The sequence below is a fragment of the Streptomyces sp. WMMB303 genome, from assembly GCF_029351045.1.
In the GTDB taxonomy this organism is placed as follows: Bacteria; Actinomycetota; Actinomycetes; order Streptomycetales; family Streptomycetaceae; genus Streptomyces.
The window spans coordinates 2,426,581-2,452,268 of the sequence record NZ_JARKIN010000001.1 but is presented as its reverse complement, the minus strand read 5'-3'; the positions used below and the strand labels follow the sequence as shown (position 1 = coordinate 2,452,268).

Below are 25,688 nucleotides of genomic sequence, written 5' to 3'. Positions count from 1 at the left end.
CGGGCCGTGGGCCTGCGTGTGGCCGGTCACGTTCCCGGCACGTGACCGGCCGGGTGTCGGCCGGTGGCCGCCCCCGGTGCCGGTCTGCGCGCGGTCGTCGGGTCAGCCCTTGACCAGCTTCATGTACCGGTCCCAGTCCCAGTGCTTCCCGGGGTCGGTGTGGTCGTTGCCGGGGGCCTCGCTGTGGCCGATGATGTGCTCGCGGTCGAGCGGGATGCCGTGCGCGTCCGCGAGATGGCGGGTCAGCGCTGCGGAGGAGCGGTACATCGCGTCGGTGAACCAGGACGGGTCGTCGACGTACCCCTCGTGCTCGATGCCCAGCGCGGCGGAGTTGGCGCTTCTGGCGTGGTACGCGGTGTCCGCGTCGCGCACCGTCTGGGTGACCGCGCCGTCCGAGGAGCGCACCACGTAGTGGGCGCTGACCTTGGCCTCGGGGTTCTGGAACCAGCTTATGGTGCCCGCGTAGGAGCCCTGGGTCACATGGATGATGATCGTGTCGAGCGCCGCGCTGCGCCCCTTGGCGTAGTTGGCCGGATCGGCCGGCACCCACGCGGCGTCCGGGTAGTCGGCGCTCCGGGTGGCGGGCCCCGACCCGGTGGCGCCCTTGGCGGGGTGGACGTCGCGGGCCGCGACGGTCACCCGCTCGCCGTCCGGGGTGCGGCCCCGGACGCCCTGTCGCAGGATCCGGTAGACGTTGTCGGCGTACAGCCGCGCGGCGGTGCCGCGGGCGCCGCTGTAGCGGGCGACGACCGGATACCAGGCGTCCGCGTCGGCGCGTTCCGCCGCGTCGAGCCCGAGGGCGTCGGCGTAGCCGCGCAGCACGGCCGCTCCGCCGCGGATGTTGGCGTCGGTGTCGGTGCGCAGCCGTGCGGTCGACTTCCCGGTGAGCTCGGCCGCGCGTTCGAGTGTGTGCCGGTCGGGGTTGCTGACCAGGTGCATCACACCGAAGCCGTGCGCCTGGCTGGGGGTGCCGTCGTGGCCGTCGAAGTGGGTCTCGCCGTAGCCGACGGCGGCCAGTACGTCGCGGGGTATCCCGTACTGTTCGGCGGCCGAGGTGAAGGAGGCGTTCATCGAGGGGGTGGGGCCGCTGGGTCCGGCTGTGGCGGGCTGGACGCCGGACAGCAGCGCGGCGCAGCCCAGGGCGGTGCCGAGGGCGACGGTGACGCGCGTGCGCGTCCTGCGGGCATGCGGGTATGCGGGCATGACGTGCTCCTGTTGTGGGGGGATGGAGCTCAGGCGCCTGGGGCGTCACAGTACTCATGTGACTCATGCATGACAACGACGTCGGTGGCGCCCTTGCCTCCGATGTCCCGGGCCCAACCCGCCACCACCACACGCGAGTTGAGCCACCCGACGCGACGGCGCCGGTGCCGCGGTCCCCACCGCCGCACCGGCGCCGCCCGCATGGGGCCGGCGGGTCCGCCGGCCCCTCCGCCGGATCAGCGGGCGAAGCTGCCGCCCAGCCGGGAGCCCGCCTCCGGAGCACCCAGGGTCTTGGGCCCGTAGGAGACGACGCCGTCGGCCGTGAGCCCGCCCGTGGTGCCTCGCAGCACCCACACCGCGCCCGCGTCCACGGCGTCGCTGCCGCCGTCCTCGGTGGGCGCGCCGACGGCCAGGTCGTCCCGGCCGTCCCGGTCGGTGTCGGTCATCGTCAGGGCCGCGCCGAAGCGGTCCCCGGCCTCGACCACGCCGGGCACACCCGCGCTGCCCTGGTCCCAGTTCTTCGCGCCCGTACCGGTCAGCCCGTCCCTGCCGCCGAGGAGCTGGACGACGGCCCCGGCATCCTTGCCCGAGGCGCCGCTGCCGATGTCCTCGCCCGGCACACCGACCGCGATGTCGGCGTAGCCGTCGCCGTTGACGTCGCCCGCCGCGAGGGCCTTGCCGAACTCGTCGCCCTCCTCGTTGACGCCCGGCACCCCCGCGCTGTTCTGGGTCAGCGTGCTCGTGCGGTGCGCGCCCGGACCGTCGGCCGAACCGTAGAGCACCTTCAGCGTGCCGTGGTCGTGGGGCAGGTCCTCCACGACGCCGCCCGGAACGGTGCGGATCACCAGGTCGCCGAAGCCGTCCTTGTCCACGTCGGCGATGACGCCGGTCTCGGCGTCGGTGACGTGCTCGGAGGAGGTGGCCAGCCCGTCGCCCGAGCCCTGGAAGAACTCGCTGCTCTCGGACATCTCCTCGAAGGCGTGCGTGGTGACCAGGTCGTCGACGCCGTCGCCGGTGACGTCGCCCGCGGTCAGCGACGTCGGCCCGAACAGGTGGCCGGTCTCGCGGGTGTCGCTCCTGGCCGCCTCGCCGTCCCGGCCGAAGCCGCCGTACAGCACCGTCAGCCCCTGGTCGAAGTCGCCGGTGCCCACGGCGAGGTCGGGCTTCTCGTCGCCGTCGAAGTCGCCCGCGACGAGCCTGGTGACGCTCTTCACCCCCGAGACCTGTGTGGCGCTCGTGAGGCCCTTGCCCTTCTCGCCCCACAGGATGACGACGCCCTCGTTGCCGCTGACGGCCAGGTCGGCGACGCCGTCCCCGTCGAAGTCGCGGGCCGCGGTGTTGCGGCCGAAGGCCCCGTAGGTCTCCGCGCTCCCGGGCACGCCCGCGGAGTTGGCGCTGAAGAGCTGGCGGCGCGAGACGTCCGCGCCCTTCGCCGAGCCGTAGGTCACGGTGAGGAACCCCGCGTACGACTTGCCGGAGACGGTTGCCGCGGGGGCCGCCGCGACGGTCTCCGTGTACCCGTCGCCGTCGAAGTCGGCCTTCGGCGCGGCGGCGCTGTCGGCCGCCGTGGTGGCGGCGGGCGCCGCGGCGCTCTTCGCCGGTGCCGCCACCGACGGTGTGGCGCAGACGAGACCGGCGGCCAGCGCCGCCGTCACGCCGACGGCGCGGGCGGCCACGGCGGTGGCGCTCGCTGTCGCTGCGCGACCGGGTGTGGTGCGGGGGGTGGCACGGTCGTGGTGACGCACTCGTCCTCCTGAGTCGTTGTGCTCCGGACTCCAGCGGCAGGGAGAGCAAATGGAGTTGAGCCTGCGGGGGCGGACCGGGACCGGGGCTTTGGTCAGTCGTCCGTGAGACCTGCGAGGTGCGTGAAGGGTTGCCCCGCGACAGCCGGTTCGTTGTCGAAAGTCGCACCGGACGGCCACCTCGCGGCTACCGGGAGACCACCCTGCGGCCCGGTCGGCTGCCAAGCGGGACCAAGCACCGGTCGGCCGCCGCCGTGCCGTCCATCCGGAGCACTCCGCGGAATTCCGCCCGGATGCGACGGCACTGTCAGGGCCGGCCCGGCGCTCTCCACGGGAAGGATTCCGTTCCGGGCGGAAGCCCTTGTTCGCGGATGACCAGCAGAGAGGATGCAGGAATGCTCGTGCGGGGAAGAATCCCACGCGTCACCGGTGCGGCCGCGGTCCTGGCGTTCGCGCTGTCCGGCTGCGCCGGCGGAGAGGACGCGAAGAATCCCGGCGCCACCGACCGGGCCCGGCCGACCGGCGGCGCCGACAGGAGTGCCGGCCCGTCCGGCGCCCGGCCCGGCCCCTCGGGCCCGGCCGCCTCCTCCGCGCACTCAGCCGCGGCCTCGGCCGCCCCCGCGGACCGGACGGCCTCCGCGGGCCGGGCGTCCCCCGGAATCGAGGACTCCGCGGCGGGGTCCGGCCGTCCGGCGGACCCGGCGTCCCCTCCCGCATCCCCCGCCGGCGCCACCGCCACCGGCGGCGCCCGGCCCGGCGGCAGCGGCACCCCGCGGGAGCGCGGTACCGCATCCGGCGCGGGGATCGACGCGGTACAGGGGACCTGGTACTTCCCGTACCGCGTCAGCGGCCGGGCCGTCACCTTCACCGTGACCGGCGGCTCCTACACGGTGCAGGGCGTCGGGGCACGCTGCTCCGGGACCGTCAGCCGCAGCCTGCGGCTGGGCGGCAGCTGCCGGGGCAGGGCGATGACCGGCCGGGCGATGCTCGGCGACGGGGGCCACAGCCTCACGCTCGACTGGGACAACGGCAGGCCGGACCACTTCTCCCGGGCCCGGCCCCGGTGATCCGGCGGGCCGTCGGGCGCAGCCACCCGGCGCCGCTCCGGACGCCCGGCAGCCCCGGTAGGGTTGGCGCGGCTACGCCGCGCAGGCCGCCGCCGTGCCCGATCCCGCCGTCATCCCCGTCGCCCCGGAGACCGTGACTACCACCCCCACCACCCCCAGCAACAACCACCATCTGTCGCCCGCCTTCCCCGGCCGCGCCCCCTGGGGCACGGCCAGCAAGTTGCGGGCCTGGCAGCAGGCGGCGATGGACGCGTACCTGGAGCGGCAGCCGCGCGACTTCCTGGCCGTCGCGACGCCGGGCGCCGGCAAGACGACGTTCGCGCTCACCCTGGCCTCGTGGCTGCTGCACCATCACGTCGTGCAGCAGGTGACCGTCGTCGCGCCGACCGAGCATCTGAAGAAGCAGTGGGCCGAGGCGGCGGCACGGGTGGGAATCAAGCTGGATCCGGACTACAGCGCCGGCCCGCTGAGCAAGGAATATCAGGGGGTCGCGATCACCTACGCGGGCGTGGGAGTGCGGCCGATGCTGCACCGCAACCGTGTCGAGCAGCGCAAGACCCTCGTCATCCTCGACGAGATCCACCACGCCGGGGACAGCCGCTCCTGGGGCGAGGCGTGCCAGGAGGCGTTCGAGCCCGCCACCCGGCGGCTCGCGCTGACCGGCACGCCGTTCCGCTCGGACACCAACCCGATCCCGTTCGTGGAGTACGCCGAGGACGGCGAGGGCATCCGCAGGTCGGTCGCGGACTACACCTACGGGTACGGCGATGCGCTCGCCAACGGCGTCGTGCGGCCCGTCATCTTCCTCTCCTACAGCGGCAACATGCGCTGGCGGACCAAGGCCGGGGACGAGATCGAGGCCCGGCTCGGCGAGCCGATGACCAAGGACGCCATCTCCCAGGCGTGGCGTACGGCGCTGGCGCCGCGCGGCGAGTGGATGCCCGCCGTGCTGCGCGCGGCCGACCATCGGCTGACGGAGGTGCGCAAGGCGGTGCCCGACGCGGGCGGCCTGGTCATCGCCTCCGACCAGGACTCGGCCCGCGCCTACGCCAAGCTGCTCCGCGAGATCACCGGTACCGGTCCGACCGTGGTGCTCTCCGACGACACCGGCGCCTCGCAGCGCATCGAGGAATTTCGGACCTCGGAGAATCCTGCCGACCGCTGGATGGTCGCCGTGCGGATGGTCTCCGAGGGCGTGGACGTGCCCAGGCTGGCCGTCGGGGTGTACGCGACCACCGTCTCCACTCCGCTCTTCTTCGCGCAGGCCGTCGGCCGCTTCGTCCGCTCGCGGCGGCGCGGTGAGACGGCGTCGGTCTTCCTGCCGACGATCCCCACCCTGCTGACCTTCGCCAACGAGATGGAGGTCGAGCGGGACCACGTCCTCGACAAGCCGAAGAAGGGCGGCGAGGACGATCCGTACGCCGAGGAGGCCGACCTGCTCAAGGAGGCGGAGCGGGAGCAGGACGAGGAGGGCGCCGACGGGGACCAGTTGCCCTTCGAGGCGCTGGAGTCGGACGCGGTCTTCGACCGGGTCATGTACGACGGCGCCGAGTTCGGCATGCAGGCCCATCCGGGCAGCGAGGAGGAGCAGGACTACCTCGGCATCCCGGGGCTGCTGGAGCCCGACCAGGTGCAGATGCTGCTGCAGAAGCGGCAGGCCCGGCAGATCGCGCACAGCAGGAAGCGGCCGGACAGTGAGGCCGACCTGCTGGAGACGCCCGCCGACAAGCGGCCCGTGGTCACGCACAAGGAACTGCTGGAGAAGCGCCGCACGCTGAACAACCTGGTGGGCGCCTACGTGCACCAGAGCGGGAAGCCGCACGGGGTCGTCCACACCGAACTGCGGCGGGTGTGCGGCGGGCCGCCCAGCGCGGAGGCGACCGCGAACCAGATCGAGGCCCGCATCGCCAAGGTGCGGGAGTGGGCCACCCGGATGAGCTGACCGGGCCCGGACGGCCCGCCGGGTGCGGAGGGCACCGCGCGCCCCCGGGTGTGGGCGGCCGGCGGTCCGGACGGCCCGGGCTCGGACACCCCGATGCCGGATGTCGGCGCCCGGGGCCTCCGGTCGCGCGCCGGCGTGCGCCGTTTTCGGAGCCCCCGCAGAATCCGTTCGGCCGGTCGACCGTCCGGTGATCCGGCCGGAAAGCAGGAATTCATTCGGCAACCGTCCGGAAACTCCCCGGAAATTCGCCCGGAAGGCGCTCCGGGCGGTAGAAGGCGTTCCGAAAGGAATACGAGTCCGTACCTTCGGGACGTTTGCGGCGAAGGCGGTCAGGCGGCGCCCGGATTCTGGACAGACTCTTCCGGTGAGCGGTGCTGCTCGCTAAATTTCCCGGACACACAGCCCGTGGCGAGGTGCCACGGGCGGCCGGTTATCCCGTTGACACTCAGTTTGCCCAGCTCGTCGGGCAACAGCATTTTCCAGTGCCACCGCGACCGGCGGCCTCCAGCGCTGCGCTCGGGGTGCCGACCCAGGCCGGGGGCCGGGGTAGGTGGCTCTCGAACGCGTCCGCCCTCGCGGCTGCCGTCACTCACCCGAGGGAGGGGGCGTCGTGACAGCGGAAACCTCTCAGACGCTCGACCGAGGTCTGCGTGTCCTCAAATTACTGGCCGACACCGATCACGGCCTCACCGTCACCGAGCTGTCCAACAAGCTCGGCGTCAACCGGACCGTGGTCTACCGGCTGCTGGCCACTCTGGAGCAGCACGCCCTCGTCCGCCGCGACCTCGGTGGCCGGGCGCGGGTCGGGCTCGGGGTGCTGCGCCTGGGGCGGCAGGTCCATCCGCTGGTCCGGGAGGCGGCGCTGCCGGCGCTGCGCTCGTTGGCCGAGGACGTGGGCGCCACCGCGCACCTCACCCTCGTCGACGGCACCGAGGCCCTGGCCGTCGCGGTGGTCGAACCGAGCTGGACGGACTACCACGTCGCATACCGCACGGGGTTCCGCCATCCCCTCGACCGGGGTGCCGCGGGCCGCGCGATACTCGCCGGGCGCGGTGCCGACAGCGAGCGCGGACCTGGCTTCGTGCTCACCCACGGGGAGCTGGAGGCGGGGGCCAGCGGCGCCGCGGCACCGGTGCTGGGCGTGAACGGGATCGAGGGCAGCGTGGGCGTGGTGATGCTGTCGGAGTCGGTGCCCGAGCAGGTCGGTCACCGGGTGGTGCGGGCCGCCGACGAGGCGGCCGCCGCGCTGCGCTGAGCGGGTCCGGGCGCGGACCGGTACGGGGATCCCGCACGGGGTCTGCGTACCGGCCCGCGCCCCGGTCGGTAGATTGCGGGGGTGTCCGCATCCAGCACCCGCGCCCCGGGGACCGAAGGCCCGCGCCGTACCCGCCGCCGCACGCTCGCGCTGTGCGCGCTGCCCGTCGTCCTGCTGTTCGTCGTGGCGCTGTCCGCTCCGCTGCCGTTCTCGCTGGCGCAGCCCGGCGAGACCGCGAACGTGCTCGGCCGCAGCGACGGCAAGCCCGTGATCACCGTCGAGGGTGCCGAGACGCACGGGAGCGACCAGGGGCGGCTGCTGTCGGTCACCATCGCCGCGACCCGGCCCGAGGCCACCGTGCGGCTGCCCGGCGTGCTGCGGGCCTGGTTTCGCGACGACCGGGCCGTGATGCCCCGCGACGCCGTCTACCCGGGTGGCGGGGACACCGAGGACGCGGAGAAGCGCATCTCGGCGGAGATGAAGGACTCGCAGCACAAGGCGGTCACCGCTGCGCTGCGCCAACTGCACCGCTCCCCGGAGAAGGTGCACGTGAAGCTGCGGCTGGGAGATGTCGGCGGCCCGAGCGCGGGGTTGTTCTTCGCGCTCGGCATCATCGACAAGCTGGACGGGGACGGCGCCGGCTCCGGGCTGACCGGCGGCCGGACCGTGGCCGGTACCGGCACCATCGACGCGGACGGGAAGGTGGGTCCCGTCGGCGGCGTCCCGCTCAAGACGCAGGCGGCCCGGCGGGACGGGGCGACCTGGTTCCTCGTTCCCGAGGAGCAGTGCGACGACGCCGGCGCGCAACTGCCCTCGGGGCTGCGGCTGGTGCCGGTCGGCTCGCTCCAGGGCGCGCTGGACGCGCTGGAGGAGATCCGTACCGACGGCAGGGTCCCCACCTGCTGACCGCGGGCAGCGGCGGGGCCCGCCGCGGTGTCACCGCCCGGCGGAGTCCTGCGCGGCCTGCCGCACCAGCGGCACGATGCGCAGCGGTACCGGGTTCTCCATGACGATGGCCGTGGAGGCGCGGACGATGCCCTCGATGCCCACGACCCGGTCGATCACCCGCTGGAGGTCGGCGTTGGAGCGGGCGACCAGGCGGCAGAGCATGTCGCCGCTGCCGGTGGTGGTGTGCAGCTCCAGCACCTCGGGGACGCCGGCCAGGTGCGCCCGTACCTCCGCGCCCTGGCCCTGCCTGATCTCCAGCGTCGCGAAGGCCGTGACGGGGTAGCCGAGCGCCGCCGGGTCGACCTGCGGGCCGAAGCCGCGGATGGCGCCGCTCGAGGTGAGCCGGTCCAGCCGGGCCTGCGCCGTGCCGCGCGCGACGCCGAGCCGCCTGGACAGCTCCAGCACACCGATCCGGGGCTCCTCGGCGAGCAGTTCGAGCAGCCGTCCGTCCAGTCGGTCGATGCCCATGGGTTGCCTCTCCGTGAGTGTCGGCGTAGTGCGCGGAGGTGCTGCACACATTGCACACATCGTCCGACCAGTGTCGTGTTCCACTGAACAATCTGCCCAGCTGAAACGCAAAGTATTGCGCACCTTGTGGACTGGCGGGACGCTGCCGCCATGACTGCTGCATCCGGAAAGACCACCGACCCGGCAACCCCCGAGACCGCACGGCAGGCAGATCCCTTCCCGGTCAAGGGAATGGACGCGGTCGTCTTCGCCGTCGGCAACGCGAAGCAGGCAGCGCACTACTACTCCACGGCCTTCGGCATGCGGGCCGTCGCCTACGCCGGCCCGGAGAACGGCAGCCGGGAGACGGCCAGTTACGTGCTGGAGTCCGGCTCGGCCCGCTTCGTGTTCACCTCCGTCATCCGCCCCACCACCGAGCGGGGACGCTTCCTGGCCGACCACGTCGCCGCGCACGGCGACGGCGTCGTCGACCTGGCCATCGAGGTGCCGGACGCCCGGGCCGCCTACGCCTACGCCGTCGAGCACGGCGCCCGCGGCCTGGAGGAGCCCTACGAGACCAAGGACGAGCACGGCGTCGTGGTCCGGGCCGCCATCGCCACCTACGGCGAGACCCGGCACACCCTGGTCGAACGCACCGGGTACGACGGCCCCTACCTGCCCGGCTTCGCCGCCATGGACCCGATCGTCGAGCCCCCCGAGCGGCGCTTCTTCCAGGCCATCGACCACTGCGTCGGCAACGTCGAACTCGGCCGGATGAACGAGTGGGTCGAGTTCTACAACCGGGTCATGGGCTTCACCAACATGAAGGAGTTCGTCGGCGACGACATCGCCACCGAGTACTCCGCGCTGATGTCCAAGGTGGTGGCCGACGGCACGCTCAAGGTGAAGTTCCCGATCAACGAGCCCGCCGTCGCCCAGAAGAAGTCCCAGATCGACGAGTACCTGGAGTTCTACGGCGGCTCCGGCGTCCAGCACATCGCCCTGGCCACCAACGACATCGTCTCCGCCGTGAAGAGCATGCGCGCGGCCGGTGTGCGGTTCCTGGACACCCCCGACACCTACTACGACACGCTGGGGGAGTGGGCGGGCGAGACCCGGGTGCCGGTCGAGACGCTGCGCGAGCTGAAGATCCTCGTCGACCGCGACGAGGACGGCTACCTGCTGCAGATCTTCACCAAGCCGGTCCAGGACCGGCCCACCGTCTTCTTCGAGATCATCGAGCGGCACGGCTCGATGGGCTTCGGCAAGGGCAACTTCAAGGCGCTCTTCGAGGCCATCGAGAGGGAGCAGGAACGCCGCGGCAACCTGTAGCCCGCCGTGCGGGCGCCGGGTGGGCGGGGAAGCCCCCAGCACAGGGGGCTGCGGGGCTTCCCCGGGCGCAAGTGCGCTGCGACGCTGAGGGGATGAGCGAGCTCATCGAACAGCTCCGGTCCGCACTCCCCGCCGACGCGGTGCAGACCGATCCCGACGTCCTGCGCGCGTACGCCGCCGACACGGCCGGCTTCTGCCCCGCCGGCCGCCCGGCCGCGCTCGTGCTGCCGCGCACCGTGGAGCAGGTGCGGCACGTGCTGCGCACCGCGCACGCCCGGCAGGTCCCGGTGGTGCCGCAGGGCGCCAGAACGGGACTCTCGGGGGCCGCCAACGCGGTGGAGGGCTGTCTGCTGCTCTCCCTCGTCCGGATGGACCGCATCCTGGAGATCGACCCCGTCGACCGGATCGCCGTGGTGGAACCGGGCGTCGTCAACGCCCGGCTCTCCCGCGCGGTGGCCGAGCACGGCCTGAGCTACCCGCCGGATCCCTCCAGTTGGGAGACGTGCACCATCGGCGGCAACATCGGCACCGGTTCCGGCGGCCTGTGCTGCGTCAAGTACGGAGTCACCGCCGAATACGTACTCGGCCTCGATGTCGTGCTCGCCGACGGACGGCTGCTGTCCACCGGCCGCCGCACCGCCAAGGGCGTGGCCGGCTACGACCTCACCAGGCTGATCGTCGGCTCCGAGGGCAGCCTGGGCATCGTCGTCCGCGCCGTCCTCGGACTCCGCGCCCAGCCGCCCCGGCAGCTCGCGCTCGCCGCGGAGTTCCCCTCGACCGCCGCGGCCTGCGACGCCGTGTGCCGGATCATGGCGGCGGGCCACACCCCCGCGCTGCTGGAGCTGATGGACCGCACCACGCTGCGCGCCGTCAACGAGATGACGAGAATGGGGCTCCCCGAGACCACCGAGGCGCTGCTGCTCGCCGCCTTCGACACCCCCGACCCCGCCCCGGAGCTGCACGCCGTGGAAGAGCTGTGCACGGCGGCGGGCGCGAGCGAGGTGGTGCCGGCCGCCGACCCCGCCGAGTCCGAACTGCTGCTGCAGGCGCGGCGGGCCGCCCTGACCGCGCTGGAGGCGGTCAAGGGCACCTCGATGATCGACGACGTGTGCGTACCGCGCAGCCGGCTGGCCGAGATGCTGGAGGGGACCGCGGAGATCGCCGAGCGGTACGGACTGACCATCGGCGTCTGCGCGCACGCCGGGGACGGCAACACCCATCCCACCGTCTGCTTCGACGCCGCCGACGAGGACGAGGCGCGCCGGGCGCGGGAGTCCTTCGACGCGATCATGGAACTGGGTCTGCGGCTGGGCGGCACGATCACCGGGGAACACGGCGTCGGGCTGCTGAAGAAGGACTGGCTGGCGCGGGAGCTGGGCGAGGTGAGCCTCGAACTCCACCGGGCGGTCAAGGCCGCCTTCGACCCCACCGGGATTCTGAACCCGGGAAAGCTGTTCTGAGGACCGGCCGAGGGCGGTCCGGGCGTCGAGCGCCGGGTGCCGCCGGTGGACGGGGCCTTGATGAGGCGGCCTACAGCTCCAGCGGTTCCAGCAGCCGGTGCGGGCGCAGCAGGGCGCGGCTGACCGCGTCCTGGCGGGCCGTGGGGCCGTCGGTGCCGGGAGCGGGGCGCACCTCCACGTCCTGCGGCGGCACGGCGGCCGTTCCGCAGGCCGCGCACCCGCCGCCGGGGCCCAACTCCTGCCCGCACTCGGCGTGCGCGTACAGCCGCCGCGCCGGGGCGCCCTGGGAGGCGAACCGCTGCCCCCAGGTGAGCAGCGCGAACAGGGCCGGCCACAGGCGGCGGCCCGGCTCGGTGAGGACGTACTCGTCCCGGGGCGGGGACGCCTCGTACCGGCGCCGCTCCATGACACCGGACTCGGTGAGGGTGCGCAGCCGGGTGGAGAGTACGGCGCGCGGGATGTCCAGGTGCGCGAGGAAGTCGCTGTAGCGGCGCACGCCGTAGAAGGCGTCGCGCACGACCAGCATGGTCCACCGCTCGTCCCCGCAGACCGGACCGCCATGGGCTCCGGGGCCAACAACACCGCGCGGTACCTCGGTTCGTCCATGGGACTCTCGCTCACCCTCGCGGTGTCCACCACCGCGCCCGGTGCCGATCCCGCGCAGGCCCTCGCCCACGGGGCCGACCGTGCCCTGTACGTGGCCGCCGGACTGATGCTCACGGGCGCGCTGGCCGCCCTGCTGTGCCGGACGCGGCGCTCCCCGGCCGCCCCCGCCCACCCGGAGGCCTCGCCACCGGCCCTCGCGGAGCCCGCGACCCCCGCCGGCCCGGTCGGCCCGGCGGTCCGGTCGACGGAGCCCGCCGCCTGAGCCCCCACCCACCCCGTCCCGGCGGACCGGCCCGCCGGGACGGGGCGCCCGGCAGCCGCCCGCCAGGCTTCCCGCGCGGGCGGGCGGCCGCGGCCGCGCCGGTCACCCCGGCGCGACCGGGTCACTGCTCCAGCAGTCCGGTCAGCTGTTCGTCCAGGCCCAGGGCCTCCGACTCGCTGCCCGGCGGGACCGCCCGCAGCACCCGCTCCAGCCAGTCGGACACCACCTGGGACGGCGCCTCCAGCAGCGCGTCACCGTTGGGTGAACTCAGCGCCAGGCAGAGCACGTCGCGGTCCGCCACGGAGGTCGGCCACACCCGTACGTCGCCGTCCCCGCACGGCTGCACCACCCCCTCGACGAGCAGTTCGCGGGCGAACGTCCAGCGGACGGGCGTGGCGGAGTGGATATGGAACGTCATGTGGACGGCGTAGGGGTCGTCCGTGCGGTAGCTGAGCCGGGCCGGTACGGCCACGCTGAGCTCCGGCGCGAGGACGAGCCTCGTCTCCACTTCGCGTTCGACGACGGTGTGCATACTGTGCGCCCTTTCGTGTGCTCCCCGGATCCCCGGATCCCCGGTGCGGGCCGCCGGAAAGCGGCCCGCACCGGACAAGAGGCAGCAGAGCGCGGTTTCTTACACGGGTTCGCGGAAGTTTTTCGCCGGGCACCCCGCGCGGGTGACCTCCCTGGGGCCGTCGAAGGTGCTCCGGGAGTGCGACCGGGGGCGATTCCGCCTGGTCGGACCGCAGGCGGCGGGTGGCCCGCGGGTCCTTCGAAGGCGGGCCACCCGGCGACTGCTTCCTCCCCGCGCGGTCTTCTTCGTTACTGTCCTCCTTACCGTCCTTCCCGGACGGTGAGGAGGAGCCCGCCGCGCCGCGAGCGGCGGGCCGTGCGGCCGCACCACCGCGGCCCGGTCGAATGCTTCGTGCGTGAGGGGAGTTGGGGGCTGTGGGACCCTCCGGTACTCATGGTGAGGTGCCCCGTGCTGGGTACTATCCGGATCCGTCCATCCCCGGATACATCCGCTACTGGAACGGCTCGTCCTGGGTGCCCGGGACCAGTCGCCCCGAGCCACGTGAGGGTGAACCCATGCCCGCGCCGCCGCCCGTGGCGTCCTCGCCCGCGGCGGCTCCCGCCCCGCCCGCCACCGGCGGCCAGGAAGGCCCGGCGGGCCCGCCGAGCCCCCGCCGTTCGACGGCGGACGAGACCGGCCCGGTCTTCCTGGACGAGGGCGGCGACGGGAGCGGGCCCGGTCCGCAGCGGCCGGCGCCGGGCCCGGAGCCCGCGGCGTCCGGCGGACCGCCCGGACCGGCGGCCCCGCCGCAGTCCGGTCCGGGGCACTCCGGTCCGCCACAGGGCGGTTTCGGTCCCCCCGCAGCCGACCCCAGGGGCAACTGGGGCGGCGACGCGCGGGCGGCGGAGCGCACCGAACGCGAACCGGGCCCGGCACCTGAGGCTCCGCAGCCGGGCGGCCGGGAGAAGACGGTCGGACTGCGCCGCTCCGAGGTACTCCGTACCGGCGACCGCGCCCCGCAGGCCGGGGCGCCCGCCCGCCCGGCCCCGGCAGCGGACGCCGCCGCCCCGCCGGCTGCCTCGTCGGCGCCGGCTCCCGACACGCCGGCGGAGGGCGGGGCATCCGGCGCCGCTCCGGTGCCGGATCCGGCCCCCGACCGTCCGGTGCCGACGGCCGTGAACCTGCCCGAGCAGTCCGCGCCCGCCCCGGCGTCCGCGCCTCCCGGCGGTGCGGCGGCGATTCCGGCGCAGAGCCAGGCACCGGAGAGCGGCCGCCCCTCCCCGGGCGGATATGCACCCGACCGGAGCGCGCCGAACCCGTCCGGCGCCGGCGGCGGCGCTCCCGCGCCCGCCCCCGGCCGGACCCCCGACTCCGGCCGCCCGGCCCCCGCGCAGGGGGCGGCCGGGGCCGTGGCGGAGCGCCCCGGGCAGCAGACGGCGCTCGGTGCGGGCCCGGTGGCGCTCCCCGCGCAGCAGGGACCGCCGGCGGGGCTCGCTCCGGTGCCCGGGCCGGGGCAGGACCAGGCGGCCGGCCGGCAGTCCGGTCGGCTGCCGGAGTCGGCCGCGCCCTCCTGGTCGCAGCCGACCGGGTCGCCCGGCGGGCCGCAGCCCGCGGGGCAGGACGCCGTCACTCCGTGGCGGCCGCCCGCCGACGACCCGTTCGCGCGGGTCGCCCAACAGGAGGCCCGGCCCGGGTCGCTGGGCATGCGGCTCGGTGCGCGTCTGGTCGACCTCGTGCTGACGCTCGGGGTGGCCGCGGGGGCCGCGTTCCCGTTCGTGGACCGGACGATCGACCACATCGACGCCAAGGTGGAGGCCGTGGAGCAGGCGGGCGTCACCCAGCGGGTATGGCTCGTCGACGGCACGACGGGCGGCTATCTGGCGCTGGTCCTGGCGGCCGTGCTGGTCTTCGGGCTGGTCTACGAGGTGCTGCCGACCGCCCGCTGGGGCCGCACGCTGGGCAAGAAGCTGTTCGGGCTCTCGGTGGTGAACATCGAGGGCTACGGAAAGCCCTCGTTCGGCAAGGCCGTGCTGCGCTGGCTGGTGCACGGGGTGCTGGGACTGCTGGTGGTCGGCGTGGTCAACGCCGCGTGGTGCCTGTTCGACCGGCCCTGGCGGCAGTGCTGGCACGACAAGGCGGCCGGGACGTTCGTCGCCAAGGGGCGCGCGGGCAGCGGCGAGCTGAGGCTGTGACCGCCGGGGCGCCGGAGCAGGGGCGGGGGCAGGGCCTGCCGGCGCGGGGGCCTGCGCGGCTCGGCATCCGCTGAGCCGCGGCCTCCCCCGAGGCAGGGCCGCTCGGGAGCCGGAGGGCCGCCGCCGTTCGGCTCGGGCCGGAGGCGGACGGACCTCTCCGTCCCCCGAACAGCCCGCCCCGGATGCGGTGCGCACCCGGGGGCGGTGCACTCGGGCCATGAGTACGGACCAGCCGGAGAACGATCCGTTCCGGAAGCCGCAGGAGCCGGGGCAGGAGCCGCCGCGCCCCGCCGCGGGCGGACAGCCGCCGGGGCAGGAGCCGCCCGGCTCCGGGGCTCCGCCGCCGGGCGGGCCGGGCACGCCGTACGGCAATCCGCCGCCGCCTCCGGCCGGCGGCGGCCCCGGAGACGGCTACGGCGGCGGCCCCGGAGACGGCTACGGCGGCGGCCCCGGAGACGGCTACGGCGGCGGCCCCGGAGACGGCTACGGCGGCGGCTACGGCGGTGGTTACGGTGGCGGGCCGGGCGGCGGTGGCGGGAGCCCCTACGACAACCCGTACGGGGGACCGACGGGCGCCGCGGACCCGCTCGCGGGAATGGCGCCGCTGGCGTCGCGGGGCAAGCGCCTGGTGGCGCGGATCATCGACGCGCTACTGGTCGCCATCCCGATCGGCATCATCGCGGGCGTGGTCGAGGGCGGCTACTCGACCGACACCGGCATCGACTACTGGCCGCAGCTCAGCTACACCCTCGTCTACTTCCTCTACGAGGGGCTGATGCTGACGAACTCGGGGCAGACGGTCGGCAAGAAGCTGATGCGCGTCCGGGTCGCGATGCTGCAGAACGGTGCCGTACCGGCGGGTAGTCCGGGGTGGCTACGGGCGGCCGTCTACCAGATCCCTCCGCTGGTGCCCTGCGTGGGTTCGCTGTTCTGGCTGGTGAACGTGCTGTTCTGCACCTGGGACAAGCCCTATCAGCAGTGCCTGCACGACAAGGCGGCCCGCACGGTGGTGGTCGCGGCGGACTGACGGCTCCGCCGTCCCGGAGCGCTCCGCGGTCCGGGCCCGGGCCGGTGCGCTCGGGGAGCCCCCGGCGCGGCGGCCGGGGGATCCGGAGAGGGCGGCGAGCACGGTCAGTTGCGCGCCCCCAGGCCCGCTGTCGCGGCGGGAGCCGACGCGGCGGTCGTCCGCGCGGCGGTGGTGGCGGCCGTCCGCGTGGCGGGATCGGGCCGGGCCGGCGCGCGGGAGCCGACGGACGCGGGGACGCGGGCAACGGTCCGGCGCCGCCGCCGCGTTGGTCCGGCGGCGGGGACGGTCACGGCCACCAGCAGGCCAAGTGCGAGGGATGCGAGCGCGATCACGGCGATCCAGGCGCTCGAACGCGTCTCGAAGAGCAGCAGCATGGTGAGCGTGGCACAGATGACGGTGGCCGAGCCGTAGACGAGTTGGGCGGGGTGCGGACGCGGCATGGCGGATCCGTCCTCGGGGGTGTGGGCACGGTCTGAACGGATGAACAGGTCGATGTGCGCAACGGGTTGCCTCGGTACAAACGGGGCGCCATCGAACGACTCTACGGTCCGGCATGCCCTTGCGGAAAGCACGGCAAGCGTGAGCTGACCCACGCCGTCGTTGCACGGGGGGCGCACTGGCGCACGAGGTTCCGGTTGTCCCAACTGGCGGACGGTTGAGGGGGCTTGCGAGGGTCGCGCGCCGCTCGCGTCCGGCACGCGGGGCGGAGGACGGCCCGATGCGCGGCGCATGCTCCCGTACCGATGTTCGCACCCGCTATCTGATGGGGAGTTGAAGATTCCGTTTAGCCGGGCATTCGGGTCACGTCTCCCCCTCGCCACCGGTTGAGCCAATGGCGACGTCGAAAGTAGTCCCCCCTTCAACCAGCCGCGACAAACCGCATGGAATTCCGCAAAAGGGTCAACAAGATGGCACAGTTACGGACGGTCAGGGGGCTCTGAAGATCCACAAACGGGTGGTCGGGTACAGGTGATCGACGGCCGTGCAACCCAGGTATGAATTTGTTTGCATCGTTGCAGGTCAAAACATGATCATCCGTTACCCCCTGGCGATCGGCGCTCGATCGCGTTTAGATGCATGGTGGGGATGCCTCGGCGCGTCCCCGTATCGACCGACCCGAACGAGTCTCACGGGGGAGATGGTGATCATGTCAGGAGGCGGATTCGTCAGGCTTCCGGACGGCAGCGTGATCGTCGCGCTGACGCTTCCGGTGCCGCGCGAGCCGCACAGTGCCGGCGCCGGCGCCGCCGCCCCGGGTGCGCGGAGCGGGAGCGGAAGCGGAGCCCCTCGCTCCGCCGTCGCGCCCGCCCCGGGACGCTCCGGGCTGCTGCCGGCCTCGCGGCGCTGGTCGGCGTTCGCGGACGAACCGCACACGGTGCGTGAGGCTGTGGTGCGCAGACCCAGCGAGGAGCAGCGCGTCCGGGTGCTGGTGCACGCCGGGAACCGCGCCCGCGCACTGACCAGGCTGCGGAACCTCGGCCTGCGGGCGATCTACCTGCGCGGCAACACGGAACCGCCCACCGCGGACGAGGTCACGGCGGTGCTGCACCACCCCGAGGGGCTGGTCTGGCGTGCCGTCCCGGACGACGACCGCAACTCCTGGCGCCCCATCGCGGCCCTGCTGCGCGTCACCCCGGCCTGACCCCCGCGTCCTGCGTCCCGCCCCGGCCTCCGGCTCCTTCACGGGCCGGAGGCCGGGGCGGCAGCCGCCCGCGGCCGGGTCCGTCGGCTCGGGACGCTCCGTACACCCCCGGAGCCCGGGCAGGGGCGCGGGCCCCGAGCCCCGGTGAGCGGCTCTAGGCCGGGGCGACCACGGGCTTGCCGGTCAGCTCCACGCCCCCTGCGCGCAGCTCGTCCAGCGCCCGCTGGACGGTCTCCTCGGCGACGCCCGCGGTCAGGTCGAGCAGCACCTGGGTGCGGAAACCCTCGCGGGCCGCGTCCAGCGCGGTCTCGCGCACGCAGTGGTCCGTGGCGATGCCGACGACGTCCACCTCGGTCACCTGCCGCCGGCGCAGCCAGTCCGCCAGCGGGACGCCGTTCTCGTCGGCGCCCTCGAAACCGCTGTAGGCGGCGGTGTGGGCGCCCTTGTCGAAGACCGCCTCGATGGCGCCGGAGGCGACGGCCGGCGTGAAGTTGGGGTGGAAGCCCACGCCCTCGGTGCCCGCCACGCAGTGCGGCGGCCAGGAGTGCCGGTAGTCCGGGTCGGTGGAGAAGTGCTCGCCGGGGTCGATGTGCGCGTCCCGGGTCGCCACGACATGGCGGTAACCGGCGGAGGCGTCCCCGACCAGGTCGGTGATGGCGGCCGCGACGTCGGCGCCGCCCGCGACGGCGAGGCTGCCGCCTTCGCAGAAGTCGTTCTGGACGTCCACGACGATCAGTGCCCGGTGCATGGTGCACACCTTTCGGCTGGTGGGTCGACTGGGAGGGGCGGGACCGGGGAGTGGCGGGGCGGGTGCCCTCGGCGGACGTGAGAGGGCGCCGCCGCCCGTCACCTCCGAGACTAGACACTCGCGTGGCCCGGCGGCAGTGTGCGGACGCCGCTGCCGCGGATCACCGTACCGGGGGTTACACGTGCTCGACGGGGAGTACCGGCTCACCGCGGGAGAGCTGGGTCGCGGACACCGGCAGCCGGGCGCGTGCCGCCCGGTGGCGGTCGCGGGCGGCGTCCAGGGGCTCGCGGCCGACGACGGTGCCCTGGTCGACCAGCTTCTCCTGGAGCAGGTGTCCGGCAAGCTCGGGCGGCACCTCGCCGGTGCCCACGATCTCCGCCGTGGCGGTTCCGTCCGCGTCCACCGGCCGGGCGGCCCATTTGGCCCCGCCGATGGAGGTCTTGCCGCCGGTCGAACGCTTGGCCACCGGTCGGAGCGGTGCCCCGGGAGTGTCGGAGTCGGCGCGGGCCACCAGCTTGTAGACCATCGAGCAGGTCGGGTGGCCGCTGCCGGTGACCAGTTGGGTGCCCACGCCGTAGGCGTCCACCGGGGCCGCGGCCAGCGAGGCGATGGCGTACTCGTCCAGGTCGCTGGTGACCACGATCCGGGTCCGGTGCGCGCCCAGGTCGTCGAGCTGCTGGCGCACCCGGTGGGCCACCAGCAGCAGGTCCCCGGAGTCGATGCGGACGGCGCCCAGCTCCGGGCCGGCGACCTCGACCGCGGTGCGCACCGCTTCGGCCACGTCGTAGGTGTCCACCAGCAGCGTCGTACCGCTGCCCAGGGAGTCGACCTGTGCGGTGAAGGCGTCCCGCTCGGTGTCGTGCAGCAGGGTGAAGGCGTGGGCGCTGGTGCCGACGGTGGGGATCCGGTAGCGGAAGCCGGCGGCCAGGTCGGAGGTGGTGTCGAAGCCTCCGACGTAGGCGGCCCGGGCGGCGGCCACGGCTCCGAGTTCGTGGGTGCGGCGGGCGCCCATCTCGATCAGCGGGCGGTCGGCTGCGGCCACCGCCATCCGGGAGGCCGCGGCGGCCACGGCGGAGTCGTGGTTGAGGATGGAGAGGATCACCGTCTCCAGCAGCACGCACTCGGCGAACGTGCCCTCCACGCGCAGGATCGGGGAGCCGGGGAAGTAGACCTCGCCCTCCGGGTAGCCCAGGATGTCGCCGCCGAAGCGGTAGTCGGCCAGCCGTTCGAGGGTCGGCTCGTCCACCACGCGGGTCTCGCGCAGGAAGTCGAGCAGCTGACCGTCGAAGCGGAAGTTCTCCACCGCGTCCAGCACCCGCCCGGTACCCGCGACGACACCGTAGCGGCGGCCCTCGGGCAGCCGGCGGGTGAAGACCTCGAAGGCGGAGCGGCGTCCGGACGTCCCGGCGCGCAGCGCGGCCTGCAGCATGGTCAGCTCGTACTGGTCGGTGAAGAGCGCGGTGGAGGGCACCTCCACCGGCAGCCCCGTCTCCATCCGCCGGGCGTGTTCCTGCCGGGAGTCGTGCGGGGGCTGCCCCCCTGGGGAATCCAGCACTGCTGCCTCACCTCGTGTGTTCGGGTCGGTCGCTGCGAGCGTACCCCGGATCTCGTCAGCCTGACGATATACGGGACTCGGGGGGAGCTGTTTGGGCGCCCCCGGGTGCCGAGTGGCAGCATGGGACCCGTGAGTGTCGCCCCCACGGAGATCGAGCGCCCGGAGACCACCGAGGAACCCGTAGAGGTTCCCGAGCCGGATGTGCCCTGGGTGACCGTCGTGCACAACGACCCGGTCAACCTCATGAGCTACGTGACGTACGTGTTCCAGGCGTACTTCGGCTATTCGAAGGAGAAGGCGAAGAAACTGATGCTCGACGTCCACCACAAGGGGCGCGCCATCGTCTCCAGCGGGACCCGCGAGGAGATGGAGCGCGACGTGCAGGCCATGCACGGCTACGGCCTGTGGGCCACGCTCACCCAGGACCGCTGATGGCCGGGCACTTCGAGCCGACCGGCGACGGCGGCGCCGCCATCGCGCTGGACGAGGTGGAGATCTCGATCCTGCGCAGCCTCGCGGTGCAGCTCCTGGAGCTGATCGGCCCGGGCAGCGAACCCGCCGACCCGCCCCCGCAGGAGGCCGGGACCTCCGGCGCGACCGGCGGCGGCAGCATGGAGGAGGAGCTGGCGGGCATCGAGGCGGTCTCCTGGCCGCCGTTCGCCGAGGGGCCCAGCGAGCCGCCCGCCGACCCGGTGCTGGCCCGGCTCTTCCCCGACGCCTACGGTCCCGGGCCGGATGCCGCGCCCGCCGAGGACCTGGAGCCCGGCAGTGGCGAGGCCGCGCGGGCCGAGCAGGACCGGGCCGCCGCCGCGGAGTTCCGCCGCTACACCGAGAACGACCTGCGGGCCCACAAGAGGGAGGCCGGACTCGCGGTGGTGCGGGCGCTGGACGGGCTGACGCCGGGGGAGCGGGGCGCCGTGCTCACCCTGACCCCGGAGCAGTCCCAGCAGTGGCTGGGCGCGCTCAACGACCTGCGGCTGGCCATCGGCACCCGCCTCGAGGTGAGCGACGACAGCGACGACGAGCTCTACCGGCTGCCCGACACCGACGAGCGCAAGCCCATGGTGATGGCCTACCTGTGGCTGGGCGGGCTGCAGGAGACCTTGGTGGAGACGCTGCTGCCGGGCACCGGCACCGACTGAACCGCTCCGGCGGAACCTTCACTCCGGCGGCCCTCCCCCCGTGCGGGGTCGCCGGAGCGCGCTCGAGGGCTCGTGACGCGGCATGGCACGGCGCGGGGCGGTCACCTGGTATGGCATGGCCATGACGTGCGCTGGCCTCCGCGCCGTTCACCCGGTCGGGTATTCGTGCCGCTGCCGCACGGCCACCGTGCCGCACGCCGCCGCCGCGCGCCCTACGAGGCGATCGCCGGGGCGGTCCGCCGCGCCGCCTCCCGTACCGCCGCCGTCTCCGTCACCGCCGCGCCGTGCGTCCTGCGTCGCCGGCCGCTCCGCGTGGTACGCCTCCCACGTCCGGCTGCGGCCCCGGGTGCCGCCCCTGCCGCACAGCGGCGCACCGCGGGCCGGCCGCCTGCCCGGACGACCCCGGCCGGGGATCGGGCGCGATCCGCAGCGGGCCGGACCGGTACGGCGAAAGGCGCACCAGATGACCTCCGAGGTCGAGGACCATGATCCGGTACCGGACCCGGCATCCGGCACCGCGGCGGACGGCGCCGGGGGCGCTGCCTCCGGCGGCTCGCCGGAGGGCTACCGGCGGGGGCTGGGCGGCCGGCAGATCCAGATGATCGCCATCGGCGGAGCCATCGGAACCGGGCTCTTCCTGGGCGCGGGCAAGTCCATCCACAAGGCCGGGCCCAGCATCATCCTGGCGTATCTCGTCGCGGGCGCCGTCATCTACGTGATCATGCGTGCGCTGGGCGAACTGCTGATGTACCGCCCGGTCTCCGGCTCGTTCTCCGAGTACGCACGGGAACTGCTCGGACCCTACTGGGGGTTCGTCACCGGGTGGACCTACTGGCTCTTCTGGGTCGTCACCGGCATCACCGAGGTGACGGCCGCCGCGACCTATGTGAACTACTGGTGGAGCGTCCAGCCGTGGATCTCCGCACTGGTGTTCACCGTCGCCCTCTACGGCATCAACCTGATCTCCGTGAAGCTCTTCGGGGAGCTGGAGTTCTGGTTCTCGATGATCAAGGTGACCGCGATCGTCGGCATGATCCTGATCGGCCTCGGAGTGCTCACACTGGGCTTCTCGCAGGCCGGTGACACCGCGTCGGTCGGCAACCTCTACCAGCACGACGGGATCTTCCCCAACGGCGTCGGGAGCACCCTGATGACGCTGCAGATCGTGATGTTCTCGTTCCTCGCCGTCGAACTGGTCGGCGTCACCGCGGGCGAGGCCGCCGACCCGGCCAAGGTGCTGCCCCGGGCGATCCGCACCGTGCCCTGGCGGATCGCACTGTTCTACATCGGCTCGCTGGTCGTCATCCTCTCGGTCGTCTCCTGGACCGCGTTCGAGCCGGGCACCAGCCCGTTCGTCGCCGCGTTCCAGCGCATCGGACTGCCCGCGGGGGCGGCCGTCGTCAACTTCGTGGTGCTGACCGCGGCGCTCTCCTCGTGCAACTCGGGGATGTACTCCACCGGCCGGATGCTGCGCGACCTGGCACTCAACGGCCAGGGCCCGCGGCTGTTCACCCGGCTCTCCGGTACCGGTCTGCCGTTCGTCGGGACCACCGCCTCGGCCGCGCTGATGTCGGTCGGCGTATGGATCAACTACGAGTGGCCGTCCAAGGCGTTCGACTACGTCGTCTCCTTCGCCACCATCTCCGGCATGTGGGCCTGGATCATGATCCTCTGCTCCCAGCTGCGCTACCGGGCCGGTGCCGACCGGGGCGAGCTGCGCCGCTCCGACTTCCGGATGCCCGGCGCGCCCTGGACCGGCATCGCGGCCCTGGCCTTCATCTTCCTGGTGATCGCACTGATGGGCTTCGACCCGGACGCCCGGGTCTCGCTCTACGCCGCACCGATCTGGGCGCTGCTGCTGACCGTCTCGTACTTCGTGGTCAAGGCCCGCACCCCGCACGTCTTCGCCCGGCAGGCTCCGCCCGTGCCCCCGGCCGAACAGCCGGAGCAGCCCTGAGCGACCCCGCAGCGGGTCACCGGCGCCCGGCACCGCTGCCGCGCCCCCGCGCGCCCCGGGCCCGCCCGCCGGACGGCTCCTGACCGGCAGCCCTCTCCGGCGGGTGCCGCCGGTCGCGTGCTTATCCTTGCCCCCATGCTGACCATCACCCAGGAGCTGCAGGACCGGATCGTCGCCCACGCCCGCGCGGACCACCCGGACGAGGCGTGCGGCGTGATCGCCGGACCGGTCGGCAAGGGCCGCCCGGAGCGCTTCATCCCGATGCTGAACGCCGCGCGCTCGCCGACGTTCTACGAGTTCGACTCCTCGGACCTGCTCAAGCTCTACCGCGAGATGGACGACCGGGACGAGGAACCGGTCGTGATCTACCACTCGCACACCGCGACCGAGGCATACCCCTCGCGGACGGACATCTCCTACGCCAACGAGCCCGGTGCGCACTACGTGCTCGTCTCCACCGCCGAGTGCGGCAACGAGGAGGGTCCCTTCTCCTTCCGCTCGTTCCGCATCGTGGACGGCGAGGTGACCGAGGAAGAGGTCGTGGTCGTCGAGAGCTACTGAGTACCTGCTCAACGCCCTGTCCCCGACCATTCTGAGACGGTTCCGTCCGCATCATGAAACCGGCATCCGATTTCCCGTCCGGGAATCGTTACGATGAGCCCATGGTTGTCCCCGACGTGAGCGCATTCGAGAAGGCCCCGGGCAGTGTGCTCGTGGCGCGCCTGCACGTCGACCTGTGCCGCCTCGCCAGCGCGATCTGTCCGCTGTCCTGACGCGGCGCCCCCACCGGTGCCGCAGTGCGCGCCCGGGCCCCGTCATTCCCCCTGCCCGCGGTACGGAGCATGCGCGCGCAGCCATCCGCACGCCGAACAGCCAGCCCTCTTTCCTCTCCGACGGGAGCTCTCTCATGGCCATCGAGGTCCGCATTCCGACCATCCTCCGCACCTACACCGGCGACCAGAAGGTCGTCGAGGGCTCGGGCGCCACCATCGGCGAGCTCTTCACCGACCTGGAGAGCCGCCACACCGGCATCCAGGCGCGCCTGGTGGACGGCGGCGAGCTGCGCCGGTTCGTGAACGTCTACCTCAACGACGAGGACGTGCGCTTCCTCGACGGCATCTCGACCCGGCTCGGCGACGGCGACAGCGTCACGATCCTCCCGGCCGTCGCCGGGGGCTCCGGTGCGCGGCCGGCGGGCCGCCGGCTGGACATGCGCTGATGCGCTACGACTCCCCGCTCGAGGCGGTCGGCAACACCCCGCTGGTGCGGCTGGCCCGCCTCTCGCCCTCCGACCAGGTGCGGATCTGGGCGAAGCTGGAGGACCGCAACCCCACGGGCTCCATCAAGGACCGTCCGGCGCTCCACATGGTCGAACAGGCCGAGAAGGACGGCCGGTTGCGGCCCGGCTGCACCATCCTGGAGCCGACCTCCGGGAACACCGGCATCTCCCTGGCCATGGCGGCCCGGCTCAAGGGCTACCGCATCGTCTGCGTGATGCCGGAGAACACCAGCGAGGAGCGCCGCCAGCTGCTGGCCATGTGGGGCGCCGAGATCGTCTCCTCGCCCGCGGCGGGCGGCTCCAACACGGCCGTCCGAGTGGCCAAGGAACTGGCCGCCGAGCACCCGGACTGGGTGATGCTCTACCAGTACGGGAACCCGGACAACGCGGGCGCGCACTACGCCACCACCGGCCCCGAGATCCTCGCCGACCTGCCGTCCGTCACCCACTTCGTGGCGGGTCTCGGCACCACCGGCACCCTGATGGGAGCGGGCCGCTATCTGCGCGAGCACCGCCCGGACGTGAAGATCGTGGCAGCCGAGCCGCGCTACGACGACCTGGTGTACGGGCTGCGCAACCTGGACGAGGGCTTCGTGCCGGAGCTCTACGACGAGTCGGTGCTCACCACGCGCTTCTCGGTCGGCTCCGCGGACGCGGTGACCCGCACCAGGGAACTCCTCGCGCAGGAAGGCATCTTCGCCGGTGTCTCCACCGGCGCCGCGCTGCACGCCGCGATCGGGGTGGGCCGCCGGGCCGTGAAGGCGGGGGAGAGCGCCGACATCGTCTTCCTGGTGGCGGACGGCGGCTGGAAGTATCTGTCGACCGGCCTGTACACCGCCGAGTCCGACGAGGACGCGGTCGCCGCCGTCCAGGGCCAGCTCTGGGCGTAGCGGCCCGGCCCCCGGCTGCCCGGGGCCGGTCCCGGTTTTCGGCACCCGGTCAGCCGGCCAGGTGCCGGACCCGCTCCCAGGTGTCCGGGTCGACCTCGCCGCAGCGGGTGCGGAGCCGGCCGAGCCCGGCCTCGGCCAGGCTCTCCGGCTCCAGATAGGCGGGACCGGCCGCGGCGTCCTCCGGGAGGACGGGAAGCGCGGTGGGCTCCGGCGTGAGCCGGGCCAGCCGGGCGCCGTCCGTGCGCACCGCGAGGACGAGGAAGAGCGGCTCGCTGCCGTCCGGCAGGCTGGTCCGCCAGATCTCCCCGGGCCGGGGGCGTGGTGCCGCCCGCTCGGCCCGCGGCTTCCTGCCCCGCCCGCCCGGTTCCGCGGGGCTGCGGGGTCCCAGCCGTCCCCGGCCGTCCACGAGCGCCGCCACGAATGCGAGCAGCACGACGCCGCCGAGCGCCAGCCACCACCTGGTGTCCATGTCCGTTCCGCC

The 25,688-nt window shown here is 73.7% G+C and carries 25 protein-coding genes and 1 pseudogene; 17 read left to right on the top strand and 9 right to left on the bottom strand.

Going from position 1 to position 25,688, the window contains the following annotated elements; all coding sequences use genetic code 11:
- Positions 1-105 precede the first annotated feature (105 nt).
- Both P2424_RS11075 and P2424_RS11070 read right to left on the bottom strand, forming a co-directional pair.
- Positions 106-1,203, bottom strand: a pseudogene (locus tag P2424_RS11075) (N-acetylmuramoyl-L-alanine amidase); the annotation flags it as partial.
- Between the two features lie 236 nt (positions 1,204-1,439).
- Positions 1,440-2,948 carry an FG-GAP and VCBS repeat-containing protein gene (locus tag P2424_RS11070; RefSeq protein ID WP_276475590.1) on the bottom strand — a complete coding sequence of 503 codons (1,509 nt, stop codon included), beginning with the start codon at positions 2,946-2,948 and terminating at the stop codon, positions 1,440-1,442.
- Between the two features lie 398 nt (positions 2,949-3,346).
- On the opposite strand from P2424_RS11070, the gene P2424_RS11065 reads away from it, so the two are divergent.
- From P2424_RS11065 to P2424_RS11050, 4 genes are all read left to right on the top strand, one after another.
- Positions 3,347-4,012 (top strand): hypothetical protein, encoded by a 666-nt coding sequence (locus P2424_RS11065; protein ID WP_276475589.1) that lies wholly within the window; start codon positions 3,347-3,349, stop codon positions 4,010-4,012.
- Between the two features lie 133 nt (positions 4,013-4,145).
- On the top strand, positions 4,146-5,954 hold the full coding sequence (locus P2424_RS11060; protein WP_276475588.1) for a DEAD/DEAH box helicase: 1,809 nt from the start codon (positions 4,146-4,148) through the stop codon (positions 5,952-5,954).
- 610 nt (positions 5,955-6,564) lie between these two features.
- Positions 6,565-7,209: a helix-turn-helix domain-containing protein gene (locus P2424_RS11055; protein WP_276475587.1), complete on the top strand. Its 645-nt coding sequence runs from the start codon at positions 6,565-6,567 to the stop codon at positions 7,207-7,209.
- Positions 7,210-7,290: 81 nt separating this feature from the next.
- The gene (locus tag P2424_RS11050) at positions 7,291-8,115 is read left to right on the top strand and encodes a S16 family serine protease (RefSeq protein WP_276475586.1); all 825 of its coding nucleotides are present in this window, start codon (positions 7,291-7,293) and stop codon (positions 8,113-8,115) included.
- Between the two features lie 30 nt (positions 8,116-8,145).
- On the opposite strand, the gene P2424_RS11045 is transcribed toward P2424_RS11050, so the two are convergent.
- Complete coding sequence (locus P2424_RS11045; RefSeq protein ID WP_276475585.1) at positions 8,146-8,625, bottom strand: Lrp/AsnC family transcriptional regulator; 480 nt, start codon at positions 8,623-8,625, stop codon at positions 8,146-8,148.
- Between the two features lie 150 nt (positions 8,626-8,775).
- Here P2424_RS11045 and hppD point away from each other — a divergent pair, with 150 nt between their 5' ends.
- Complete coding sequence (gene hppD, locus P2424_RS11040) at positions 8,776-9,936, top strand: 4-hydroxyphenylpyruvate dioxygenase (RefSeq protein WP_276475584.1); 1,161 nt, start codon at positions 8,776-8,778, stop codon at positions 9,934-9,936.
- 92 nt (positions 9,937-10,028) lie between these two features.
- Entirely contained in the window at positions 10,029-11,396 is a 1,368-nt protein-coding gene (locus tag P2424_RS11035) for an FAD-linked oxidase C-terminal domain-containing protein (protein WP_276475583.1), read from the top strand.
- Positions 11,397-11,466: 70 nt separating this feature from the next.
- Here the strand turns inward: P2424_RS11035 and P2424_RS11030 are convergent, their stop codons facing one another.
- Complete coding sequence (locus tag P2424_RS11030; protein WP_346660077.1) at positions 11,467-11,922, bottom strand: helix-turn-helix domain-containing protein; 456 nt, start codon at positions 11,920-11,922, stop codon at positions 11,467-11,469.
- 78 nt (positions 11,923-12,000) lie between these two features.
- Between P2424_RS11030 and P2424_RS11025 the strand changes: the two genes are divergently transcribed.
- A complete protein-coding gene (locus P2424_RS11025; RefSeq protein ID WP_276479182.1) occupies positions 12,001-12,264 on the top strand; it encodes a hypothetical protein in 264 nt (87 codons plus the stop codon).
- Positions 12,265-12,385: 121 nt separating this feature from the next.
- Here the strand turns inward: P2424_RS11025 and P2424_RS11020 are convergent, their stop codons facing one another.
- Positions 12,386-12,796, bottom strand: a complete 411-nt coding sequence (locus P2424_RS11020) for an SsgA family sporulation/cell division regulator (RefSeq protein ID WP_276475582.1) — start codon at positions 12,794-12,796, stop codon at positions 12,386-12,388.
- 554 nt (positions 12,797-13,350) lie between these two features.
- Here P2424_RS11020 and P2424_RS11015 point away from each other — a divergent pair.
- Positions 13,351-14,967 (top strand): RDD family protein, encoded by a 1,617-nt coding sequence (locus P2424_RS11015; protein ID WP_276475581.1) that lies wholly within the window; start codon positions 13,351-13,353, stop codon positions 14,965-14,967.
- A gap of 217 nt (positions 14,968-15,184) precedes the next feature.
- Positions 15,185-15,994 carry an RDD family protein gene (locus tag P2424_RS11010; protein ID WP_276475580.1) on the top strand — a complete coding sequence of 270 codons (810 nt, stop codon included), beginning with the start codon at positions 15,185-15,187 and terminating at the stop codon, positions 15,992-15,994.
- A 104-nt stretch (positions 15,995-16,098) separates the two neighbouring features.
- Here the strand turns inward: P2424_RS11010 and P2424_RS11005 are convergent, their stop codons facing one another.
- Positions 16,099-16,434, bottom strand: coding sequence for a hypothetical protein (locus P2424_RS11005; protein ID WP_276475579.1), 336 nt, complete (start codon positions 16,432-16,434; stop codon positions 16,099-16,101).
- Positions 16,435-17,369: 935 nt separating this feature from the next.
- Between P2424_RS11005 and P2424_RS11000 the strand changes: the two genes are divergently transcribed.
- Positions 17,370-17,636: a hypothetical protein gene (locus tag P2424_RS11000; RefSeq protein ID WP_276478925.1), complete on the top strand. Its 267-nt coding sequence runs from the start codon at positions 17,370-17,372 to the stop codon at positions 17,634-17,636.
- Between the two features lie 154 nt (positions 17,637-17,790).
- On the opposite strand, the gene P2424_RS10995 is transcribed toward P2424_RS11000, so the two are convergent.
- Both P2424_RS10995 and P2424_RS10990 read right to left on the bottom strand, forming a co-directional pair.
- Entirely contained in the window at positions 17,791-18,384 is a 594-nt protein-coding gene (locus tag P2424_RS10995) for an isochorismatase family protein (protein WP_276475578.1), read from the bottom strand.
- 175 nt (positions 18,385-18,559) lie between these two features.
- On the bottom strand, positions 18,560-19,879 hold the full coding sequence (locus P2424_RS10990) for a nicotinate phosphoribosyltransferase (protein WP_276478924.1): 1,320 nt from the start codon (positions 19,877-19,879) through the stop codon (positions 18,560-18,562).
- 180 nt (positions 19,880-20,059) lie between these two features.
- On the opposite strand from P2424_RS10990, the gene clpS reads away from it, so the two are divergent.
- The 7 genes from clpS (at position 20,060) to P2424_RS10960 (ending at position 25,207) form a co-directional block, all read left to right on the top strand.
- The gene (clpS, locus tag P2424_RS10985; RefSeq protein WP_019357017.1) at positions 20,060-20,371 is read left to right on the top strand and encodes an ATP-dependent Clp protease adapter ClpS; all 312 of its coding nucleotides are present in this window, start codon (positions 20,060-20,062) and stop codon (positions 20,369-20,371) included.
- The gene (locus P2424_RS10980; protein ID WP_276475577.1) at positions 20,371-21,081 is read left to right on the top strand and encodes a DUF2017 domain-containing protein; all 711 of its coding nucleotides are present in this window, start codon (positions 20,371-20,373) and stop codon (positions 21,079-21,081) included. Before clpS ends, P2424_RS10980 begins: the two co-directional genes overlap by 1 nt.
- A 598-nt stretch (positions 21,082-21,679) precedes the next feature.
- On the top strand, positions 21,680-23,038 hold the full coding sequence (locus P2424_RS10975; protein ID WP_276478923.1) for an amino acid permease: 1,359 nt from the start codon (positions 21,680-21,682) through the stop codon (positions 23,036-23,038).
- 135 nt (positions 23,039-23,173) lie between these two features.
- Positions 23,174-23,599, top strand: a complete 426-nt coding sequence (locus tag P2424_RS10970; protein ID WP_276475576.1) for a M67 family metallopeptidase — start codon at positions 23,174-23,176, stop codon at positions 23,597-23,599.
- 101 nt (positions 23,600-23,700) lie between these two features.
- Positions 23,701-23,811 carry a putative leader peptide gene (locus P2424_RS30980; protein WP_019357021.1) on the top strand — a complete coding sequence of 37 codons (111 nt, stop codon included), beginning with the start codon at positions 23,701-23,703 and terminating at the stop codon, positions 23,809-23,811.
- Positions 23,812-23,945: 134 nt separating this feature from the next.
- Positions 23,946-24,257 (top strand): MoaD/ThiS family protein, encoded by a 312-nt coding sequence (locus P2424_RS10965; RefSeq protein WP_276475575.1) that lies wholly within the window; start codon positions 23,946-23,948, stop codon positions 24,255-24,257.
- A complete protein-coding gene (locus P2424_RS10960; protein ID WP_276475574.1) occupies positions 24,257-25,207 on the top strand; it encodes a cysteine synthase in 951 nt (316 codons plus the stop codon). Before P2424_RS10965 ends, P2424_RS10960 begins: the two co-directional genes overlap by 1 nt.
- A gap of 49 nt (positions 25,208-25,256) precedes the next feature.
- On the opposite strand, the gene P2424_RS10955 is transcribed toward P2424_RS10960, so the two are convergent.
- Positions 25,257-25,676 carry a type II toxin-antitoxin system PemK/MazF family toxin gene (locus tag P2424_RS10955; protein WP_276475573.1) on the bottom strand — a complete coding sequence of 140 codons (420 nt, stop codon included), beginning with the start codon at positions 25,674-25,676 and terminating at the stop codon, positions 25,257-25,259.
- Positions 25,677-25,688: the final 12 nt, after the last annotated feature.

What these genes read in the sequence shown, in the direction of transcription:
- hppD (WP_276475584.1), top strand. Translation starts at nt 8,776, where the DNA reads ATGACTGCTGCATCCGGAAAGACCACCGACCCGGCAACCCCCGAGACC.
- P2424_RS11005 (WP_276475579.1), bottom strand. Translation starts at nt 16,434, where the DNA reads ATGCCGCGTCCGCACCCCGCCCAACTCGTCTACGGCTCGGCCACCGTC.
- clpS (WP_019357017.1), top strand. Translation starts at nt 20,060, where the DNA reads ATGGGACCCGTGAGTGTCGCCCCCACGGAGATCGAGCGCCCGGAGACC.
- P2424_RS11025 (WP_276479182.1), top strand. Translation starts at nt 12,001, where the DNA reads ATGGGACTCTCGCTCACCCTCGCGGTGTCCACCACCGCGCCCGGTGCC.
- P2424_RS11030 (WP_346660077.1), bottom strand. Translation starts at nt 11,922, where the DNA reads ATGCTGGTCGTGCGCGACGCCTTCTACGGCGTGCGCCGCTACAGCGAC.
- P2424_RS11045 (WP_276475585.1), bottom strand. Translation starts at nt 8,625, where the DNA reads ATGGGCATCGACCGACTGGACGGACGGCTGCTCGAACTGCTCGCCGAG.
- P2424_RS10970 (WP_276475576.1), top strand. Translation starts at nt 23,174, where the DNA reads ATGCTGACCATCACCCAGGAGCTGCAGGACCGGATCGTCGCCCACGCC.
- P2424_RS10960 (WP_276475574.1), top strand. Translation starts at nt 24,257, where the DNA reads ATGCGCTACGACTCCCCGCTCGAGGCGGTCGGCAACACCCCGCTGGTG.
- P2424_RS10955 (WP_276475573.1), bottom strand. Translation starts at nt 25,676, where the DNA reads ATGGACACCAGGTGGTGGCTGGCGCTCGGCGGCGTCGTGCTGCTCGCA.
- P2424_RS10980 (WP_276475577.1), top strand. Translation starts at nt 20,371, where the DNA reads ATGGCCGGGCACTTCGAGCCGACCGGCGACGGCGGCGCCGCCATCGCG.
- P2424_RS10995 (WP_276475578.1), bottom strand. Translation starts at nt 18,384, where the DNA reads ATGCACCGGGCACTGATCGTCGTGGACGTCCAGAACGACTTCTGCGAA.
- P2424_RS10975 (WP_276478923.1), top strand. Translation starts at nt 21,680, where the DNA reads ATGATCGCCATCGGCGGAGCCATCGGAACCGGGCTCTTCCTGGGCGCG.
- P2424_RS11020 (WP_276475582.1), bottom strand. Translation starts at nt 12,796, where the DNA reads ATGCACACCGTCGTCGAACGCGAAGTGGAGACGAGGCTCGTCCTCGCG.
- P2424_RS10965 (WP_276475575.1), top strand. Translation starts at nt 23,946, where the DNA reads ATGGCCATCGAGGTCCGCATTCCGACCATCCTCCGCACCTACACCGGC.
- P2424_RS11035 (WP_276475583.1), top strand. Translation starts at nt 10,029, where the DNA reads ATGAGCGAGCTCATCGAACAGCTCCGGTCCGCACTCCCCGCCGACGCG.
- P2424_RS10990 (WP_276478924.1), bottom strand. Translation starts at nt 19,879, where the DNA reads ATGGAGACGGGGCTGCCGGTGGAGGTGCCCTCCACCGCGCTCTTCACC.
- P2424_RS30980 (WP_019357021.1), top strand. Translation starts at nt 23,701, where the DNA reads ATGGTTGTCCCCGACGTGAGCGCATTCGAGAAGGCCCCGGGCAGTGTG.
- P2424_RS11015 (WP_276475581.1), top strand. Translation starts at nt 13,351, where the DNA reads ATGCCCGCGCCGCCGCCCGTGGCGTCCTCGCCCGCGGCGGCTCCCGCC.
- P2424_RS11010 (WP_276475580.1), top strand. Translation starts at nt 15,185, where the DNA reads ATGAGTACGGACCAGCCGGAGAACGATCCGTTCCGGAAGCCGCAGGAG.